This is a genomic window from Flavobacterium sp. MMLR14_040 (assembly GCF_033657265.1).
GTDB lineage: Bacteria > Bacteroidota > Bacteroidia > Flavobacteriales > Flavobacteriaceae > Flavobacterium.
Map to the genome: position 1 here is coordinate 24,754 of NZ_JAWVWO010000015.1, position 18,079 is coordinate 42,832.

The following is an 18,079-nucleotide window of genomic DNA, read 5'->3' on the forward strand; positions in this document are numbered from 1 at the left end:
TCAGGAAATTCACAGCAACTTAAACAGCAATTTTATGGAAATCAACTGGTTTATTATAGGTGCAATAATTATTGGCGTTGTCTTCCTGATTTATATTCTGATCAGGCAAAATAAAAAAGACCGTAAAAAGATTGAAGAAGAATTAAATTATGTTCCTAAAGAGGAAGAAGCTGAGATTAATAATGAGAAGGAATCTTAGTAGAATTTGACCTCTTCCTCTTGAGTGTATTATTTTAACACATAGACTCAAAGTTATTATTCGCATTTATGTCATTTCGACCGAAGGGAGAAATCTCCGCAAGTAACTCCGCAATGAGAATATAATCTTTGTCGAGCTTCTTGCGGAGATTTCTCGTTCCTCGAAATGACAGACGGTACATTTAAATTAATAACCAATAAAAAAGCCTTTCAGGATTTTACTCCCGAAAGGCTTTTGTCTACAAATTAACAAGGCAATATTATTTCCAGCCGCCGCCTAGTTCTCTGTAAACATTGACTGCAGCGGTTAATTGGTCTTTTTTAGTATCTATTAATTCTAATTTTGCTTCCAAAGCATCTCTTTGTGTCATCAATACTTCAAAATAATCTACTCTCGCTGATTTAAACAAATCGTTAGAAACATCAATCGATGTATTTAAAGCATCAACCTGTTGTGATTTCAGATCGTAGCTTTTTCCTAAATTATCAATTTTAGAAAGCTGGTTCGAAACTTCGATATAAGCATTTAAAATCGTTTTATCGTAGTTGTACAAAGCCTGAAGCTGTCTTGCATTGGCACTGTTAAATTCTGCTTTAATCGCATTTCTGTTGATTAATGGCGCAGCGATATCTCCCGCTAAAGAATACAATAACGATTCTGGAAGCGTAAACAAATACGATGGGTTAAAAGCGTTAAAGCCAACCGCAGCAGAAATATCCAAAGATGGATAAAACTCAGCACGGGCAACTTTTACATCTAGTTTTGCAGCTGTAAGTTCCAATTCGGCTTGTTTAATATCAGGACGATTGGCTAACAATTGAGATGGAATTCCTGATTGTACCGTTGAAGGCAACAAAGTCAGGAAATTGGTTCTGTCTCTTTTAATTTCCTGTGGATATTGACCCACTAAGAAATTAATTTTGTTCTCTGCTTCTTTGATTTTCTGACGAATGTCAAACTCCAGACTTTTTGAAGTTAAAACCTCTGCCTGAAACTTCTGAACTGCCAATTCTGTTGCTCTCGCCGCTTGTTTTTGAACTTTTACAATTTCTAAAGCGTTTGATTGCAATTCGATATTCTGTTTTACAATATCAAGCTGACTATCTAAAGCCAATAATTCATAATAGGAGTTTGCGATTTCGCCAATCAAACTTGTTACTACAAAGTTTTTCCCTTCTACAGTAGCCAAATATCGGGTTAACGCCGCTTTTTTAGAATTACGCAGTTTTTTCCAAATATCCACTTCCCAATTCGCGTAAGCGGCTATTTTGAAATCTCCTAGCGGATCCGGCATTTCCTTGCCTGGCATAATTTCTGTCGAAGCATCACCCGCACCCTGACTTGTATAACGTCCTACTTTTTCTACTCCTGCCCCTGCTCTAACGCCAACTGTTGGCAATAAAAGCCCTTTTCTAACACGGACGTCATTTTTGGCAATTTCAATTTCCTGTAAAGTCATCATTAACTCCTGATTGTTTTTCAGGGCTAAGTCAATTAAATTTACCAGATTTTGATCTTTAAAGAAATCATGCCACGGAATAGTTGCCATATTCGTTGTGTCTTTGCTCGTTGCAAAGGCTTCCGGAACTGGTTTACTTGGTGTTTCGGCTGTCGCCTGCGGAGCTTTGCAGCTTGCAACAGCAAGGCAAAGTCCCACAGCAACACCATATTGATATGTTTTAAATTTATACATGATTGTTGTCAATTTCTTCTGTTAATGGATTCTCTTCTTCATGTTTAACTAATTTGTGTTTTTCTGCAATTTTTGCGAAAATGTAATACAATCCGGGAATCACAAATACACCACAAATAGTTCCGATAAGCATACCTCCCGCAGCTGCAGTACCAATAGTTCTGTTTCCAATTTTACCCGGACCAGATGCAAATGCCAATGGTAATAATCCGGCGATAAAAGCAAATGAAGTCATCAAAATAGGACGGAACCTTGCTTTTGCACCTTCCATTGCGGCTTCAAGAACTGTTCTTCCTGCCGCATGCCTTTGTATCGCAAACTCTACAATCAATACGGCATTTTTACCCAATAATCCAATAAGCATTACCATGGCAACCTGCGCATAAATATTGTTTTCTAATCCTGCAACTTTTAATAAAAGGAAAGCTCCAAAAATACCCGCAGGTAAAGAAAGAATTACAGATAATGGCAAAATAAAACTTTCATATTGCGCCGCCAAAACCAAGTACACAAATCCTAAACAAATAAGAAATACCCAAATTGCCTGATTTCCCTGAGCCACCTCATCAGCAGAAATACCTGCCCAGTCAATATCATATCCTCTAGGTAATTTTTTGGCTGCAACATCCTGAATTACTTTAATGGCTGTACCAGAACTATAGCCCGGAGCGGCACCACCACTAATTTCTGTAGAAGTGTACATATTATGTCTCGTAATTTCCGAAAGTCCATATACTTTTTCTAATCTCATAAAGGCCGAAAAAGGAACCATTTCATCACGATCATTTTTTACATATAATTTTAAAATATCATCTGGTTGCGCACGATATTCCGGTGCGGCCTGAACGATTACTTTATAGTTAATTCCGTATTTGATGAAACTGATTTCGTAGTTACTCCCCACAAGAGTTGACAAGGTGTTCATCGCGTTTTCGATAGAAACTCCTTTTTGCTGCGCCAAATCATTATCGACTTTCATCATGTACTGAGGGAAACTCGCACTAAAGAAACTAAATACGTTAGATAATTCAGGGCGTTTATTTAATTCTTCTACAAAATCTTTGTTAACTGCTTCCAGTTTTTTGAAATCGCTGGAACCTGTTTTATCCAGTAAACGAAGCTCAAATCCTCCCGCTGCTCCATATCCCGGAACTGCCGGTGGTTGAAAAAATTCGATATTGGCACCCGGAATATCTTTTGATTTTTCTTCCAGTTCCGTCATAATTTCCTGTACAGATTGTTTACGATCGTTCCAGTCTTCCAAATTGATCAAACAAGTTCCTGCATTCGATCCTGTACCTTCAGTTAAAATTTCGTAACCTGCCAATGAAGAAACTGATTTTACTCCTTCTACCCCTTCTGCTATTTTTTGCAGTTTCTCAGCAATATTATTAGTTCTTTCTAATGATGATCCCGGAGGTGTCTGGATAATAGCATAGAACATTCCCTGATCTTCATTCGGGATAAATCCTGAAGGAACTGTACTGCTGATTAACCATGTTCCGGCGCAAAATCCTAAAAGCGCAATAATGGTAACGGCTCTTCTGTTTACGATTTTACCTAATACATTTTGGTATTTGCCCTGAGCAAGATTAAACTTGTTATTAAACCCATCAATAAATACATTTACAGGTGTTTTCTTTTTCGGTTTACCATGATTGTTTTTCAACATCATTGCACAAAGCGCCGGCGTTAAAGTCAAAGCCACAATACCCGAAAGTATAATTGCCGTTGCCATCGTGATAGAAAATTGTCTATAGAAAACCCCAACCGGACCAGACATAAAGGCAACCGGAATAAATACCGCCGCCATAAGAAATGTAATCGCAATAATAGCTCCTGCAATTTCGTGCATTGCCTTTTTAGTCGCTTTAAATGGAGAAAGATGTTCTTCTTCCATCTTGGCGTGAACTGCTTCAATAACTACAATGGCATCATCGACGACGACTCCAATGGCCAATACTAAAGCAAATAACGTAATTAAGTTCAATGAAATATCAAAGAAAGTCATGAACACAAAAGTTCCTACTAATGAAACGGGTACTGCAATTGCAGGAATAACGGTAGAACGCCAGTCTCCCAAGAAAAGAAATACAACTAATCCCACCAAAATAAAAGCTTCAATCAAAGTATGAATTACTTTTTCGATAGAAGCATCAAGGAACTTAGAAACGTCATATGATATTTCATAATTCATTCCTTTTGGGAATTTTTGCTTGATTTTTTCCAGTTTGGCTTTTACGTCTTCAATAACCTGATTTGCATTACTACCAAAAGATTGTTTTAATACAATCGCAGCAGAAGGTTTACCATTCAAATTCGAATAAATATCATACATCGAACTTCCAAATTCTACTTTTGCAATATCTTTCAAACGTAAAAGTTCGCCATTACTGGTTGATCTTACAACGATATTCTCATATTGTTCTTTTGTTGTAAAACGTCCTGAATATTTCAAAACGTATTCAAACGCCTGAGAACGTTTACCTGAACTTTCTCCCGTTTTACCCGGAGAAGCTTCCAAAGACTGACTTGATAATGCTTCCATTACCTCATCGGCAGAAATTTTATAAGCCAGCATTCTGTCTGGTTTCAGCCAAATACGCATTGCATATTCACGTGTTCCCAAAATATCTCCAGATCCAACACCGTTTACCCTTTTTAATTCTGAAAGTACGTTGATATCAGCATAGTTGTACAAGAACTTCATATCGGTATTTTTATCCGTACTATAAAGATTCACATACATCAACATACTCGGAACTTCACGCGTAATTTTCACACCTTCTCTTACTACTAAAGGAGGTAGTTTATTGGTAACCGAAGCCACACGGTTTTGAACGTTAATGGCTGCCTGATTAGGATCTGTACCTAAATTAAATACAACCTGAATACTTGCTTCACCATCATTTCCGGCATCAGAAGTCATATATTTCATTCCCGGAACTCCATTTAGAGCTCTTTCTAAAGGAATTACAACCGATTTGATCATCAACTCTCCATTTGATCCAGGATAATCTGCCGTAACATTTACCATAGGAGGAGAAATTGAAGGGAACTGGGTAATTGGTAAATTCATCACCGACAACACCCCTAAAAAGACTATCACAAGCGATATAACTATCGAAAGTACAGGTCTTTGAATAAATTTATTAAACATTTTTATATTTTTTAATGATTAAACCAAATTGGAATTTTTCAAAAGTGTTTCAAGTTTAAAGTTTCAGGTTTAGTAAGAAACTAAAAACTGTCACTGAATACTGTAAACTGCAACTGATCACTTTTTCTACTCCGCTTTTAATCGTAAATTATTCATTACCGTTTTAGGAGCAAGGAATTCGAATTTAATCTTATCATTGTCTTTTACCTTTTGAACCCCTTCAAGCAAGATTTTATCATTTTCGCCAAGTCCGCTGCTTACAACATATAAATCCGGAATTTCACCTGTAATTGTGATTTCTTTAGATGTTACCACATTGTTTTTATCAACTACAAAAACGTATTTCTTATCCTGAATTTCATAAGTTGCTTTTTGTGGAATCACGATAGCATTTTTCAACGGGACAAGCATTTGAACTTTTCCTGTTTCACCATTTCTCAACAGTTTTCCTGTATTTGGGAATCTGGCTCTAAAAGCAATATTTCCTGTTTCGTTATCGAATTCACTTTCAATAACCTCAACATTTCCTTTGTATTTAAAAACATCTCCATTTGCCAAAAGCAAACCAACATTATTTCCTGCACGGTCTTTTACATCAGTTTGATATTGAAGATATTCTGGCTCAGATACATTGAAATAAGCAAACATTTCACTGTTGTCTGAAAGACTTGTCAATAATTCTCCTTCGTCGATAAGACTTCCTAATTTTAAAGGAATTCTGTCGATTGTTCCGTCAAACGGCGCTCTGATTTCGGTAAATGATAAATGTAATTTTGCTAAGGCAACTTCTGCTTTTGCTGATTGCAATTTTGCCTGAGCTACACTTAATTCGTTTTTAGAAACGATATTTTTATCTGCCAGTAATTTAGAATTTTGTAATTCAATTTCTGTTGATTTTTGCTCTGCCTGCGCTTTAAGCAATTCTGCCTGATACATGTTTGGCATAATTTTAAACAACAACTGGCCTTTTTTTACAAACTGGCCTTCATCAACATAAATGTTTTGTAAAAACCCTTTTTCCTGGGCGCGGATTTCAATGTTTCGAACAGATTTTATCTGAGAAACATACTCTTTAGTAAATGAAGTGTCAATTTTTACAGGGTTGGTAACTGTAAATTTTTCCTCTTCTTCTTTTTCTTCTTTTTTTGATGTACAACTGGTAAGGCACAACAAGGCAAGCATGCCCGTTAACACGATAATTCTTTTCATTGGTATGTAATTGGAAATTAAGCGATTGATTAGGGATACAAAAACCCCTTTAGATGTAGAAAGCATCAGCCCCAATACGTGAATTGAATGTCGTAAGTGTGGTAAATTTTAAGAAGTAAATTCTAAAAATAAAATCCATATTTATGCATGATCACGCTTTTGGTAACCGATGTATAAAATAGAATCAAATTCTTAAAACTCTCTGAGTAATATAGATAGGATTTGACAGGCCACGAGATGAGCCAAAAATATCAAAATAGTTAGAAGATTTTGCAGCAATTTGCTGAGATAATGTCAAATACCAATTATCTAGTAAACTGTAATTTGTTGCAAAAAATTTATTGGAAAGTCCACCTTTAAGATTGTCGCCAAAATATTCTTCATCCAAATCTATATCAGCATCTTCAATTATTGAACTGCCTTGTTCGTTATTGGTGAATTTTACGCGGTGTCTTTTCTCAAGATTGTGGTGAGAATTTAAATAAGTTTCAGCATTAAGACATTGCCCTCCGCCTAGCAGAAGGAAATTCATAAATGTTAAAAATACTACTAACTTTCTCATTTGAGTGCGAAAGTAATAAAAGATCGGAATAAAAAAAATAAAATAAGAAAGTCTTAACAAGTTATAATTTGCGAAATCGTTTTCTTTTTATTTCACTATTAATTCAACAATAAATCGATTGATTTTGTGCGGAAATAATAGAGCAAATTAACATAAAAGTAACTTCACTAAAATATTGCCAAATAATCTAGTATCAAAAAACGAGAATCGTAAATATCTGATTCTCTATATTTTATTTCGTAATTATCATGCTCTTTCTAAAACAAAATTTCCATTATAGTAAATTCTTGCCCGTTTTTTTCAAAAGTTTTATAGGTATCTGTCATTCCAAATTTCTCGTAAAAATTCTTTTTATTAGTTCTGGCATTACACCAGACTTTCTTTACTTCTTTTTCTTTTGCCAATTTCAAAATATAATGCAATAATAATGACGCAATTCCTTGTCCCTGAAATTGTTCTAAAGTTGCTAATTTCCTAAACTGCATTTCATCTGCAGAAAAAAAACAGGAAACTATTGAAACTAATTTGCCATTTGTAAAAACGCCAAAATGTGCTCCTAAATCATCTTCCTTTAATTGAACAAATTCAAAAGGCTGATCGGGCCACATTACGTCATGTCTGATTTGCCAGGTTTGAGAAGCCTGGATTGCTACGATTTTCATTTTAAATTCTTTTGTTTTTCAAAATTAAGGCAATTTACTTTTATTCTCACCCAAAGAAAAACACAAAAAAAATATCCATTTAAATACAGACAAATAATTGAAAAATAAATAAGATAAATCTCGCTATTCTAGTGAATAATAATTATTTTTATGATATCTAAAAACAATAAATCCAGTTATGAAAAAATTCCTAGCAGCAGTATTATTATGTATAAGTGTAAATGGTTTTGCACAATTGATACAATTTGGACCTCAATTTTCATCCAATATTACTTCGGCAGTAACAGATGATTTTAGTTCTAAAAGTTCAGGCACAGATATAGGTTTTTCGGGATTTGCGAGAGTTAATTTATTGCTTTTTTACGGTCAGGCCGAATTTGGTTATGCAAAAAATAAATTTAGTGTCTCTCAAACCGGAATTGGCGAAACAGAATATGAATTATCTGGAACAGATGCTTCTTTAATTGCTGGTTATAAAATACTTCCGTTTGGAAAACTAGGAAATCTTCGCGTTTTTGTTGGCTATAACTGGAAACATTACTCTGATATAAAAGCCAGTAACAATCTTAGCTTAATTGCTTTTGAGCAGGACAACAGCAGTATTCTTGGCGGTGTAGGTATCGATGTATGGAAATTTACTTTTGATGCTCGTTACCTTGCAGGTCTATCAGATCTTGATGCTTCTAATAGAGAACTAAAAACAGGAGTTGTGAATATTTCTCTTGGGTATAAATTTCTATAGTATTAAAAATAAAAATGCCACAGATTCCAGAGATTCAAAAGCATGGTAATCTGTGAAATCTATGGCAAAAAATATTTAGTTTAATTCGAAAATGCATTCAGAATTCCCATTGCTTTTTCTATATCTTTTTTATTCACAAAAATATGATCGTGATAAAATGCTGCGACAACATTACAGCTAATTCCTTGTTTTGAAAGTGCTGTCGAAAATGCTGCCGTCAATCCAACAGCTTCTAGCGAAGAATGAACGGTTAATGTTATCCACGCCATTATAACTGAATATTCTAACTTTAGAATCTCTGCTATTTCTTTTTTCAGAATTACTGTAATCGCTTCTTTTTCTCTAAAGAACATTTCAACTTCATTTAGATTTATATTTTCTAAATTCTCCACTTTACAAAAAACATAATCGCCCGAATTATGTTCCGGTTTCATACTTTTTAGCAATTGCTGCAAATCTTTTTCTCCTGACATGGTTGCTTTTTTACTAAATAATTATTGCAAAAGCTTGTCTAGTTTTCCTTTTGTTTCAGGAAAATCTTTATCTAAAGTCAATGCTTTTTGATAATTGGCAATAGCATTTTTTTTATCTCCGTTTGCTTCATAAAAATCTCCAAGAGAATCAAATACATTTGGGCTTTCAGGATAATTTAAAACATTTAATTTAAATAAATAACCTGCCAAATCATTATCTTTTTGTGAAAGAGCCTGATAACCATAGACATTTACAACCTGTTCCGGAATATTTACTTTATAACCGAGATGTTTGGATATATTTTCATAATGTTTTTCGATTTTAGTTAAAACAGCTTTATTGAAATTCATTTGCTCGCCAATTGAAAGCTTTAATTGATTAAAAGCAAAAAGAAAACGAAGCGCATCATAAGTTGCAATTAAAGGAATCGAACCATGATTATCGTCTTTATAATATTTGTATTGATATTGTAAATTGCTTTTTTTATTCTGACTTAAAAAATCGTTTAAATCTAATGCTGATCGAATATGTTTTGTAGTTACAGATGTATCTTTTCGAACTTTTAGAAGATCCATATTGTCTTCCATCGTATTGGCAACTCCCAAAAACAGAGAAACATTTGACATATTTTTAGTTGCCAATGCTTTTGTAGTTTCTTTTAAAAACTTTTGCTTATCCCACCACATACTGGGATCGATGGCAACATAAGAATTGAATAAATTGGTATGATTGGTAAGAACATTCATAACGGTTAATCCGCCAAAAGAATGCCCGATTAGTGTTTTGTAAGGCGCTGTTGGATATTTTGAATCAATGTAAGGGATTAATTCTTTCTCCAAAAATTCTGTAAATTTTTCTCCTCCGCCTGATTGCTCACTCAAACCTTTATTTACAAAAGGCAAATCAATATCAGAATGTGTTGGGGTTAAATCTCTGGTTCTGTTTGTATTTGGAATACCTACAACAATCATTTCCGGACATATAGTGTTTCCGTTTATTTCGCTTAATTCCTCAATCATTCCAACAACAGAACTAAAATGGGCATCTCCGTCTAATAAATAAACCACCGGATATTTTTGGATAGAAAACCCTTTATACTGAACACTTCTGGGAAGATGAATCCAAATTTTTCTTTGTTCATTTAAAACTTTCGAAGAAATACTATCAATTGTTCCTATAGTAATCTGGTTTTTATTTTGAGCATTTGAATAATTTCCAAACAATAAAATACAACATAAAAAAATCATATTGAAATTTAAAAAACCTGAAAAATTACCTCGGAAATTAGTTTGTTTCATCTTTGTTTTTGGGTTAATAGTTAGACAATAAATATAAAACAAAAACGATAAAATATGATTGTTTGAATCATCAATTCTCAGAAAAACAAAAGCCGCAAAGAAGTTTTATTTCTTTGCGGCTTTATAAGTATTTTAATTAGAAAAACTCTTTTATGAGTAATTACATTTTCAAATAATAACGTTCTAAATTTTCACTTTGAATTTTTTCAATACCGTTTTCCGTTTGTTTGGCAATGTTTATTACGTGTAGTACATTTGATTTATCATCAACAGTGCAATTCCAAATTGTGCCATCAGACAAAATAATGGCCGAAAATAATGAATCTGATTTGTCTTTGTTATAATAAACCAAATTCTCTGTTTTTGTTATTTTTTTTACCAAGGTTTTTTTGTCCTGTTCGTAGAACAAAATCTTATTTTCTGATATTTCAACAAATTCATCAACTAACTTAATTTGAGAATCTTTTGTTGTTTTTACAGCCCACATTGGTTTATCTCCTGTCAATTTCCAGGTACCCAAAGCTTTGTGCATCATATTTTTTCTCAGGAGACATTTTAAAGTATCTACTTTTTTAATTGATTCCTGACCCAATTCATTTTCAGGTTTTATTTTTGATGCCACAGAAAACAGATCCAATGCATTTATAAAATCTGATTTTTTGTAACAGGCAACAGCTAATTCGTATTTATTTTTTTGAAATTTAGTCTTTGCATCAACCTGAGCAAAACTTTTAATTGCAAATAATAAAATAATAAGAGTAAAGTATTTTTTTCTCATTTAAAATGGCTTTATTTTTTTGCAAACATAATTGTTAAATTCGTAACTATTTTACGCTTTTACGTATTTTTTTTCAAACCAAAAAACCAAAACAATCAAACAACTGTAAACGAATAAGTTACAACAAAAAAAACCTCTTTCTTAAAACTAAGAAAGAGGATTTTCACCGTAATTATATGATTTATCTTACTAAAAATACATTGTTTTTGGGTGTAGCATCCATAAAAATACCTCCATCAACAGTTATCTGTTTAATTTGTATTTTACTTTTTAATGTAACTGAAGCTGTTTTTTGATTGTTTTGCCAAATTGCCGGAGTTTGATGCAAAGTTTCTTTTGAATCGTCTGTGTAAATGATATTTACATCAAATGGAATAGCAAAACCTCCAACGTTCTCTATAGCTACAGTGTTTTTTTTAACATTTTTAACTGAGAGATCTATATAATTATTGGTAAAAAACCAGTTATTAAAAAACCAATTCAAATTTCGCCCTGAAGCGGTGTTCATCGAATTAAAATAATCCCACGGAATTGGATGTTTTCCGTTCCAGTTATCCATGTAGGCGTGAAGCGATTTTTTGAACAAATCATCTCCAAGCAAATCTTTTAATGCAATATAAGAAAGAGAAGCTTTTCCGTATGAATTGTTTCCATAACCCGGACCTGAAAGTTGAGATGACATTGAAATTATAGGCTGATCTTCTTCTGTTGAAACATCATTAATATAACCTTCAACTCTAAATTCCTTATAAAATTTATCGGCTGCTTCTTTACCATGCTCTGCAATTCCTATTAAATATTCAAAAGTAGTTGCCCAGCCTTCATCCATAAAAGCATAACGCGTTTCATTGATTCCCATGTAAAACGGAAAATATGTATGTGCTACTTCGTGATCCTGAACCAATTGTGCAAAAACCGGATCGTTCATTTGCGAATCATTACACATCATTGGATATTCCATATCTGCAAAACCCTGAAAAGCGGTCATTTTAGAAAACGGATACGGAATTCCAGGCCAGTTATTTGAAAACCAGTCCAACGCGTATTGATTATTTTTGATTGAATTTACAAAATCAGTTCCTTTTACATCATACGCTGCCTGAACACTTGCACGACGGTTTGTTTTTTTATCCACTACAACGCTGCTCGCATCCCATAAATAATGATCGCTCAAACCAAAACAAACATCTGAGATATGTTTTGCTTCAAATTTCCAAATATTCCATTCGTTTTGTTTTGTTACCGCACCGCTTTTCATTTCCTGCTCATTTGCGATATGCATGATTTCATCTGTTAAGTATGATTTTTTCAAACGCGCTGCAAATTCAGGCTGTAAAACCTCATCCGGATTTAATAAATCTCCGGTTCCGTAAACCACATAGTTTTTAGGTGCTTTTACAGAATAGGTGTAATCATTAAAATCATTGTAAAACTCCTGACGATCTGTATGAGGCAATCTGTCCCATCTGTTATAATCATCAAAAACAGTCACACGAGGATAACTGTAAGCGGCAAAAAATGTCGTATTATCAATTTGTCCTTCTCTTCCACTCTCTTTTGATAAAGGATAATTCCAGTCAATATTAATGGTGATTTTAGAATGTGGCGGAACTGCTTTTTTCATTTTTACATTTCCAACCGTTCCCCAGCTTCTGGCGTCTTCTTTATAAACTTCACCCTCAATTTTTAAAGAGGTAATTGTTAATCCATTGCTTAAAAAATCATTACTAACATCACCACTTCTTGGAGAAGAAGGTTTGTGAAGGTTATTTACAAAACGAATGGGTAAGTTTCTTAAAGTATCGCTGCTATTGTTTGTATAGACAATAGTTTCAGTTCCACTGATAATTTTTGTATCTGCATTTACCGTTAATGCGATATCGTATTTTCCGTGGTTTTGCCAGTAATTTTTTCCTGGTTTTCCGTCCATCGAGCGGGTTCCTTTTGCGTAAGCTTCTTTGATATTTCGCGGCATATAAAGTTCCTGCGCAAAATTATTTTGTGCCAAAAACAAAAAGACAATTAGTATAAATTTTTCCATAAGTGGTTTTGGGAATTTTGTTTATTTAATAGTTGTTATGAATTAGTTGCATTTTTTTATTTAATGTTACAATTCTTTAAATAAATTTTTAAGATTGGAGTTAATTTGCCACGAAGGCACAAGGACGCAAAGATTCTTTTTTAAAGACACAAATTAAAAAAACTTTGCGTCTTTGCGATATTAAAATTTAACTTAAAACAAAAAAACTTTGTGCCTTAGCGCCTTTGTGGCAATAAACAAAAAAACCGCCTAATTCAAAAAGAAAAAGACGGCATCTACAATTTAATATATAACCTTGATCACTACAAAATATAATCGGTATTAATAAAATTCGATTCTTTGCTGTTTAGCAATTCCTGCAAAATTTCATTGTTGTAAGCGATATCTTTTGAAGCTACAAACGTACGAATTGAGAATGAACGCAATGCATCCGGAATACTTAAAGTTCCTACGGCAGAATCTTTACGACCTGTAAAAGGGAAAGCATCCGGACCTCTTTGGCAAGAACTGTTCAGGTTTACTCTGCACACTAAATTCACTAAAGAATCAATAAGCGGAGCCAAAGTTTTAATATCTTTTCCAAACAAACTTACTTGTTGTCCGTAATTTGATTCGGCCATATCATCCAGAGGTTCATCAATATGTTTAAAAGAAATAATTGGCACTACTGGTCCAAATTGTTCTTCGTGATAAACTCTCATTTCTTTATTTACCGGAAATAAAACTGCCGGAAAAATATAATTTTCGGTATGTTTTCCACCTTTTTCATTCAGGATTTTTGCTCCTTTAGAAGTTGCATCATCAATTAGTCCCTGAATATAAGCCGGTTTATCTGTTTCAGGAAGCGGAGTCAACGAAGCATTTTTATCCCACGGGTTTCCAAATACAAGAGAATCTACTTTTTCAGAAAAACGTCTGTTAAATTCTTCTGCAATAGATTCGTGAACGTATAATACTTTTAAAGCCGTACAACGCTGTCCGTTAAAAGATAAAGAACCTGCAATACATTCCTGAATTGCCAAATCTAAATCGGCATCTGGCAAAACAATCGCCGGGTTTTTGGCTTCTAAACCTAAAATCAAACGTAATCTGTTTTTGTTAGGGTGCTGATCCTGCAAAGCAATCGCTGATTTACTGTTTCCGATTAATGCCAAAACATCAATTTTTCCTGACTTCATGATTGGGGAAGCAATTTCACGGCCTCTACCATAAACAATATTGATTACGCCTTTTGGAAAACTGCTTCTAAAAGCGTGCAATAATGGTGAAATACATAAAACACCATGTTTTGCCGGTTTAAAGATTACAGTATTTCCCATAATCAAAGCCGGAATCAATAACGAAAAAGTTTCATTAAGAGGATAATTATAGGGTCCAAGGCATAAAACAACACCAAGAGGTCCGCGGCGAATCATAGCATTTACACCTTGTACTTTTTCAAAATGCGAACTACGTCCGTTCAGTTCCTTATAACTATCAATCGTATCCTGAATATATTCTACGGTTCTGTCGAATTCTTTTTGCGAATCGCCAAGGTTTTTTCCAATTTCCCACATCAAAAGTTTCACCACTTCTTCGCGGGTATCCTTCATTTGTCTTACGAAATTCTCCATGCATTTAATTCGGTCAGCGACTTTCATCGTTGGCCATAAGCCCTGACCTTTGTGATATGCGCCATTGGCAGCCTCAACTACTTCTGCCGCTTCTTTTTCTCCCATAAAAGGGATTGATCCTAATAATGTTGGCGAGTATTTTTCTGTAGAAGAAATCGTCGAAAAAACAGGAGTTGTTTGTCCTGTCCATTGTTTCAATTCTCCATTTACAAGATAAGTGTCTTGATTTATTAGTGTTTTAATCTGATATTCTTCGGGTATAAAACTCATAATCTGGTAATTTTTATAGTTTGGTTATTAATAGCAATTTCAAAAGAAAAAAGAGGCTTTTTATGCCTCTTCTTGTCTTTTATGGGTTTATAGTTTCACCTTCCCAGTCCAGGATTCCGCCAAGCAGGTTATAGGCATTTTGTATCCCTAACTCATTCATAACCTGGCATGCTTTGGCACTTCTTGCTCCAGAACGGCAATACACATAGTAATTTTTATTTTTGTCAAGTTCTTCGATTTCATAAATAAATCCCTGACCTTTATTGATATCAATATTTACGGCATTTTCGATATAACCGTCATTAAATTCGTCTTCAGTTCTTACGTCCAGTATAACTGCATTCTCGTCAGCAGCAAGCTGATTAACCCAATCTTCTTGTGATAAATTCATAATATGTCTTTTTTGTAAAATTACGACGTTTCTATTAATTAAAAACGTGCCAAATGCGATTTCGATTATTATTCTCAGAAAACGTTTTAGAGAAAGTATAATAATCAGTGAAACACAAATTTACTCACTATTTTTAAAAATATAGTCTATAAAATCGATGGAAAATAGGATTTTTTCATTTACCTAAAATACATCTTAAAAATAGTTTTCTGACAATTAATAACGTTTCAATCTGCTATCTTTGTATAATATTATGTTCTTTAATCTTAATTTGATAAAAAAAGTTTGCCACTAATTGCACAAATTTTCACGAATAAATTAGTGATAAAGCTTTTTTGCCACAAATTAAAAAATTAAAATGATTAACATTGTTCGCCACGAATCACACTAATTTTCACTAATTAATTCTTGTTGGTTCGTGAATTCGTGGCAAAAAAAAAACCAAATACATGCAAAATTCATTACAAAACATATTTCCTAATTTCTCCAATGAACTTATTGCTACTATTGAAGAAAATGGAAGCGCCCAAGATTTTGAAGCAGGCACCATTTTAATGCGTACCGGACAATACATTAAAAACACGGTCTTAATCACCAAAGGAAAAATCAAAATTTATCGTGAAGGCGAAGATGGCGGCGAATTTTTAATGTATTATCTACAGCCTGGACAAGCATGCGCAATTTCAATGATTTGTACCGCCAAAAGCGAAAAAAGTCAGATTATGGCAAAAGTTGTCGAAGATGTTTCGGTCATGATGATTCCGCTGCAAATGATGGACAAATGGATGATGGAACACAGAACATGGTACGAATTTGTAATTGAAACTTATAGAAGCCGTTTTGAAGAAGTCTTAGAAGTTGTCGATAATATCGCATTCAGATCTATGGACGAGCGTTTAGAATTCTACCTAAAAAGACATTCCGATGCCTGTGGCTGTTCTGAAGTAAAATTATCTCATCAGGAAATAGCGACTGAATTAAATACTTCACGCGAAGTTGTTTCCCGATTACTCAAAAAAATGGAACAACGTGGTTTGGTAAAACTTAACCGCAACCAAATTGAATTATTAAACACGAATTTCACGAATTAACACTAAGTTTTTTTTTCTAACCATTAAGAGATTAAGAAAAATTAAGATTAGCTGCTTAATTATCTTCGTTAAAGATTAAGATAAAAAAGTAAAACTTAATTGTCTTCATATCTTAATGGGAAAAAATATTTTTATGTTCATATTTACTTATGTGATAAATGTTACTGTACATTTCTAATTAACAAAGCACCTTTGCATAAAAACAAATGCAATGGAATATTTAGGCTATTTTGCTTCTATCATTATCGGAATTTCGCTTGGCTTAATTGGCGGTGGCGGATCTATATTAACGATTCCGATTTTGGTGTATTTGTTTAAAGTAAATCCGGAACAAGCCACTTCTTATTCCTTATTTATTGTTGGATTAACCGCAATGTTTGGCAGTTACAGTCATTACAAAATGGGAAATCTCAAACTAAAATCGGCTTTGTATTTTGCTATTCCTTCTGTGATTTCGATTCTGATTATTCGCGAAGTTATTTTTCCGCAGATTGCTTCCACACTTTTTTCGATTGCTTCGTATTCTGTTTCCAAAGATTTTCTGATTATGATTATCTTTTCAGTATTGATGATTACAGCGGCAATATCAATGATTCGAAAAAACAAACCCGAAATAAAAGGCACCGAAACAAATTACATTCAATTAAGCATAATAGGTTTTGTTGTCGGAATCATCACCGGATTTCTTGGCGCCGGCGGCGGATTTTTGATAATTCCTGCCCTGCTCTTTTTTGCCAATTTACCTATGAAACAAGCCGTTGGAACTTCACTATTAATCATAACAATAAATTCATCCATTGGTTTTGGAGGCGATTTATACATCGGAACTCCCATAAATTATCCTTTTTTATTAGGCGTTTCTGCAATGGCACTTCTCGGAATGATAATTGGAAGCCAGCTTTCTAAAAAAATCGACGGAACAAAACTGAAACCTATTTTTGGCTGGTTTGTTTTGGTAATGGGGTTTTATATTATTACAAAAGAGGTTTTATTTTAGTTTACTTGTAGAGTAATCTTTGTCAAAGTTTTAAACTTTGACAAAGATGAACTAAAAAAATCCGTTTATTTCAGGAATTGCAGATTTGTATTTTTTGGGCGGTTCATTCGGCGGGCTATCCGCTATATTAGTTATATGCGTTTAGCATTATTAATTTTAATCATTACAGAATCCATATCGTTAATCCAAATTATTAATTCAGGATCTATCCAAGTTATTATTTCGATAATTGAATTATAAACATCTTCTACATAAGTGAAGTCAATATTATTCTCATTAAAACAAATTGGCTCATTATGATTAATTCGATTTCTAAACTCTCTAATTTTATTCAATCTATCACATACCTGAATTCTACCAATACCAGAGGGCAGATGATTAAAAATTTGTATTGGCCTTCCACGTAAAATTCTGTAATGGGATAATTCAAATAAATTTGTCCAAAATCCTAAAGTTTGATCGGCAATTATTTTGCCGGTGGTTGCAGGAATTCTAATTCTTCTAAATCTATTCTCCGATTTTTCAATGGACGTTTTTAGATAATCATTTGTTACTATTCTTCCTGTACGACGATCTCGGTATGTTAATGAAGAATCAATCATAAATCCAGTTTTTTGATTAATTATCCAATCAGGATCTACAAAATACCCAGACAAAATTATATTTATTTTATTTCTCAATACAACTTCTAATATGCCTAAAATTGGATGAAAAGATTGGGATATTTTTAAGTTTGCCTTATATAATTTAACCGATTTTGTTAATCTGTTTCCCGTACTTATCTTGTATCTGTCAATTCGTGAAGAGGAAAGATATAATTGAACTTTTTGAAATCGCATTTGTAAGAATTATTTGATTGTAAATATAAAAAGATTTCTTATATTTGCATCATGATACTT

The 18,079-nt window shown here is 33.5% G+C and carries 16 protein-coding genes; 4 read left to right on the forward strand and 12 right to left on the reverse strand.

Going from position 1 to position 18,079, the window contains the following annotated elements:
* Positions 1 to 34 precede the first annotated feature (34 nt).
* Positions 35 to 199 carry a hypothetical protein gene (locus tag SD960_RS17510; RefSeq protein ID WP_318805049.1) on the forward strand — a complete coding sequence of 55 codons (165 nt, stop codon included), beginning with the start codon at positions 35 to 37 and terminating at the stop codon, positions 197 to 199.
* Between the two features lie 259 nt (positions 200 to 458).
* On the opposite strand, the gene SD960_RS17515 is transcribed toward SD960_RS17510, so the two are convergent.
* From SD960_RS17515 to SD960_RS17535, 5 genes are all read right to left on the reverse strand, one after another.
* Positions 459 to 1,892, reverse strand: a complete 1,434-nt coding sequence (locus SD960_RS17515) for a TolC family protein (protein WP_318805050.1) — start codon at positions 1,890 to 1,892, stop codon at positions 459 to 461.
* Positions 1,885 to 5,052 (reverse strand): efflux RND transporter permease subunit, encoded by a 3,168-nt coding sequence (locus SD960_RS17520; RefSeq protein ID WP_318805051.1) that lies wholly within the window; start codon positions 5,050 to 5,052, stop codon positions 1,885 to 1,887. Before SD960_RS17520 ends, SD960_RS17515 begins: the two co-directional genes overlap by 8 nt.
* A 126-nt stretch (positions 5,053 to 5,178) precedes the next feature.
* Complete coding sequence (locus SD960_RS17525; RefSeq protein WP_318805052.1) at positions 5,179 to 6,261, reverse strand: efflux RND transporter periplasmic adaptor subunit; 1,083 nt, start codon at positions 6,259 to 6,261, stop codon at positions 5,179 to 5,181.
* Between the two features lie 184 nt (positions 6,262 to 6,445).
* A complete protein-coding gene (locus SD960_RS17530; protein ID WP_318805053.1) occupies positions 6,446 to 6,793 on the reverse strand; it encodes a hypothetical protein in 348 nt (115 codons plus the stop codon).
* A gap of 287 nt (positions 6,794 to 7,080) precedes the next feature.
* A complete protein-coding gene (locus SD960_RS17535; RefSeq protein WP_318805054.1) occupies positions 7,081 to 7,485 on the reverse strand; it encodes a GNAT family N-acetyltransferase in 405 nt (134 codons plus the stop codon).
* A gap of 178 nt (positions 7,486 to 7,663) precedes the next feature.
* Between SD960_RS17535 and SD960_RS17540 the strand changes: the two genes are divergently transcribed.
* Complete coding sequence (locus SD960_RS17540; protein WP_318805055.1) at positions 7,664 to 8,227, forward strand: outer membrane beta-barrel protein; 564 nt, start codon at positions 7,664 to 7,666, stop codon at positions 8,225 to 8,227.
* Between the two features lie 80 nt (positions 8,228 to 8,307).
* Here SD960_RS17540 and SD960_RS17545 read toward each other — a convergent pair whose 3' ends face one another.
* From SD960_RS17545 to SD960_RS17570, 6 genes are all read right to left on the reverse strand, one after another.
* On the reverse strand, positions 8,308 to 8,700 hold the full coding sequence (locus SD960_RS17545; protein WP_318805056.1) for an ACT domain-containing protein: 393 nt from the start codon (positions 8,698 to 8,700) through the stop codon (positions 8,308 to 8,310).
* Positions 8,701 to 8,721: 21 nt separating this feature from the next.
* Positions 8,722 to 9,948: an alpha/beta hydrolase-fold protein gene (locus tag SD960_RS17550; protein ID WP_318805057.1), complete on the reverse strand. Its 1,227-nt coding sequence runs from the start codon at positions 9,946 to 9,948 to the stop codon at positions 8,722 to 8,724.
* 211 nt (positions 9,949 to 10,159) lie between these two features.
* The gene (locus tag SD960_RS17555) at positions 10,160 to 10,777 is read right to left on the reverse strand and encodes a hypothetical protein (RefSeq protein ID WP_318805058.1); all 618 of its coding nucleotides are present in this window, start codon (positions 10,775 to 10,777) and stop codon (positions 10,160 to 10,162) included.
* Positions 10,778 to 10,958: 181 nt separating this feature from the next.
* Entirely contained in the window at positions 10,959 to 12,818 is a 1,860-nt protein-coding gene (locus tag SD960_RS17560; protein WP_318805059.1) for a M1 family metallopeptidase, read from the reverse strand.
* A gap of 302 nt (positions 12,819 to 13,120) precedes the next feature.
* Complete coding sequence (locus tag SD960_RS17565; protein ID WP_318805060.1) at positions 13,121 to 14,701, reverse strand: NADP-dependent glyceraldehyde-3-phosphate dehydrogenase; 1,581 nt, start codon at positions 14,699 to 14,701, stop codon at positions 13,121 to 13,123.
* Between the two features lie 79 nt (positions 14,702 to 14,780).
* Complete coding sequence (locus SD960_RS17570; RefSeq protein WP_042564629.1) at positions 14,781 to 15,092, reverse strand: rhodanese-like domain-containing protein; 312 nt, start codon at positions 15,090 to 15,092, stop codon at positions 14,781 to 14,783.
* A 449-nt stretch (positions 15,093 to 15,541) separates the two neighbouring features.
* On the opposite strand from SD960_RS17570, the gene SD960_RS17575 reads away from it, so the two are divergent.
* Complete coding sequence (locus SD960_RS17575) at positions 15,542 to 16,183, forward strand: Crp/Fnr family transcriptional regulator (RefSeq protein WP_318805061.1); 642 nt, start codon at positions 15,542 to 15,544, stop codon at positions 16,181 to 16,183.
* Between the two features lie 211 nt (positions 16,184 to 16,394).
* A complete protein-coding gene (locus tag SD960_RS17580; protein WP_318805062.1) occupies positions 16,395 to 17,180 on the forward strand; it encodes a sulfite exporter TauE/SafE family protein in 786 nt (261 codons plus the stop codon).
* A 131-nt stretch (positions 17,181 to 17,311) separates the two neighbouring features.
* Here SD960_RS17580 and SD960_RS17585 read toward each other — a convergent pair whose 3' ends face one another.
* Positions 17,312 to 18,019: a hypothetical protein gene (locus SD960_RS17585; protein WP_318805063.1), complete on the reverse strand. Its 708-nt coding sequence runs from the start codon at positions 18,017 to 18,019 to the stop codon at positions 17,312 to 17,314.
* Positions 18,020 to 18,079 lie beyond the last annotated feature (60 nt).

What these genes read in the sequence shown, in the direction of transcription:
- SD960_RS17545 (WP_318805056.1), bottom strand. Translation starts at nt 8,700, where the DNA reads ATGTCAGGAGAAAAAGATTTGCAGCAATTGCTAAAAAGTATGAAACCG.
- SD960_RS17530 (WP_318805053.1), bottom strand. Translation starts at nt 6,793, where the DNA reads ATGAATTTCCTTCTGCTAGGCGGAGGGCAATGTCTTAATGCTGAAACT.
- SD960_RS17585 (WP_318805063.1), bottom strand. Translation starts at nt 18,019, where the DNA reads ATGCGATTTCAAAAAGTTCAATTATATCTTTCCTCTTCACGAATTGAC.
- SD960_RS17540 (WP_318805055.1), top strand. Translation starts at nt 7,664, where the DNA reads ATGAAAAAATTCCTAGCAGCAGTATTATTATGTATAAGTGTAAATGGT.
- SD960_RS17525 (WP_318805052.1), bottom strand. Translation starts at nt 6,261, where the DNA reads ATGAAAAGAATTATCGTGTTAACGGGCATGCTTGCCTTGTTGTGCCTT.
- SD960_RS17535 (WP_318805054.1), bottom strand. Translation starts at nt 7,485, where the DNA reads ATGAAAATCGTAGCAATCCAGGCTTCTCAAACCTGGCAAATCAGACAT.
- SD960_RS17580 (WP_318805062.1), top strand. Translation starts at nt 16,395, where the DNA reads ATGGAATATTTAGGCTATTTTGCTTCTATCATTATCGGAATTTCGCTT.
- SD960_RS17575 (WP_318805061.1), top strand. Translation starts at nt 15,542, where the DNA reads ATGCAAAATTCATTACAAAACATATTTCCTAATTTCTCCAATGAACTT.
- SD960_RS17510 (WP_318805049.1), top strand. Translation starts at nt 35, where the DNA reads ATGGAAATCAACTGGTTTATTATAGGTGCAATAATTATTGGCGTTGTC.
- SD960_RS17570 (WP_042564629.1), bottom strand. Translation starts at nt 15,092, where the DNA reads ATGAATTTATCACAAGAAGATTGGGTTAATCAGCTTGCTGCTGACGAG.
- SD960_RS17550 (WP_318805057.1), bottom strand. Translation starts at nt 9,948, where the DNA reads ATGATTTTTTTATGTTGTATTTTATTGTTTGGAAATTATTCAAATGCT.
- SD960_RS17520 (WP_318805051.1), bottom strand. Translation starts at nt 5,052, where the DNA reads ATGTTTAATAAATTTATTCAAAGACCTGTACTTTCGATAGTTATATCG.
- SD960_RS17555 (WP_318805058.1), bottom strand. Translation starts at nt 10,777, where the DNA reads ATGAGAAAAAAATACTTTACTCTTATTATTTTATTATTTGCAATTAAA.
- SD960_RS17565 (WP_318805060.1), bottom strand. Translation starts at nt 14,701, where the DNA reads ATGAGTTTTATACCCGAAGAATATCAGATTAAAACACTAATAAATCAA.
- SD960_RS17560 (WP_318805059.1), bottom strand. Translation starts at nt 12,818, where the DNA reads ATGGAAAAATTTATACTAATTGTCTTTTTGTTTTTGGCACAAAATAAT.
- SD960_RS17515 (WP_318805050.1), bottom strand. Translation starts at nt 1,892, where the DNA reads ATGTATAAATTTAAAACATATCAATATGGTGTTGCTGTGGGACTTTGC.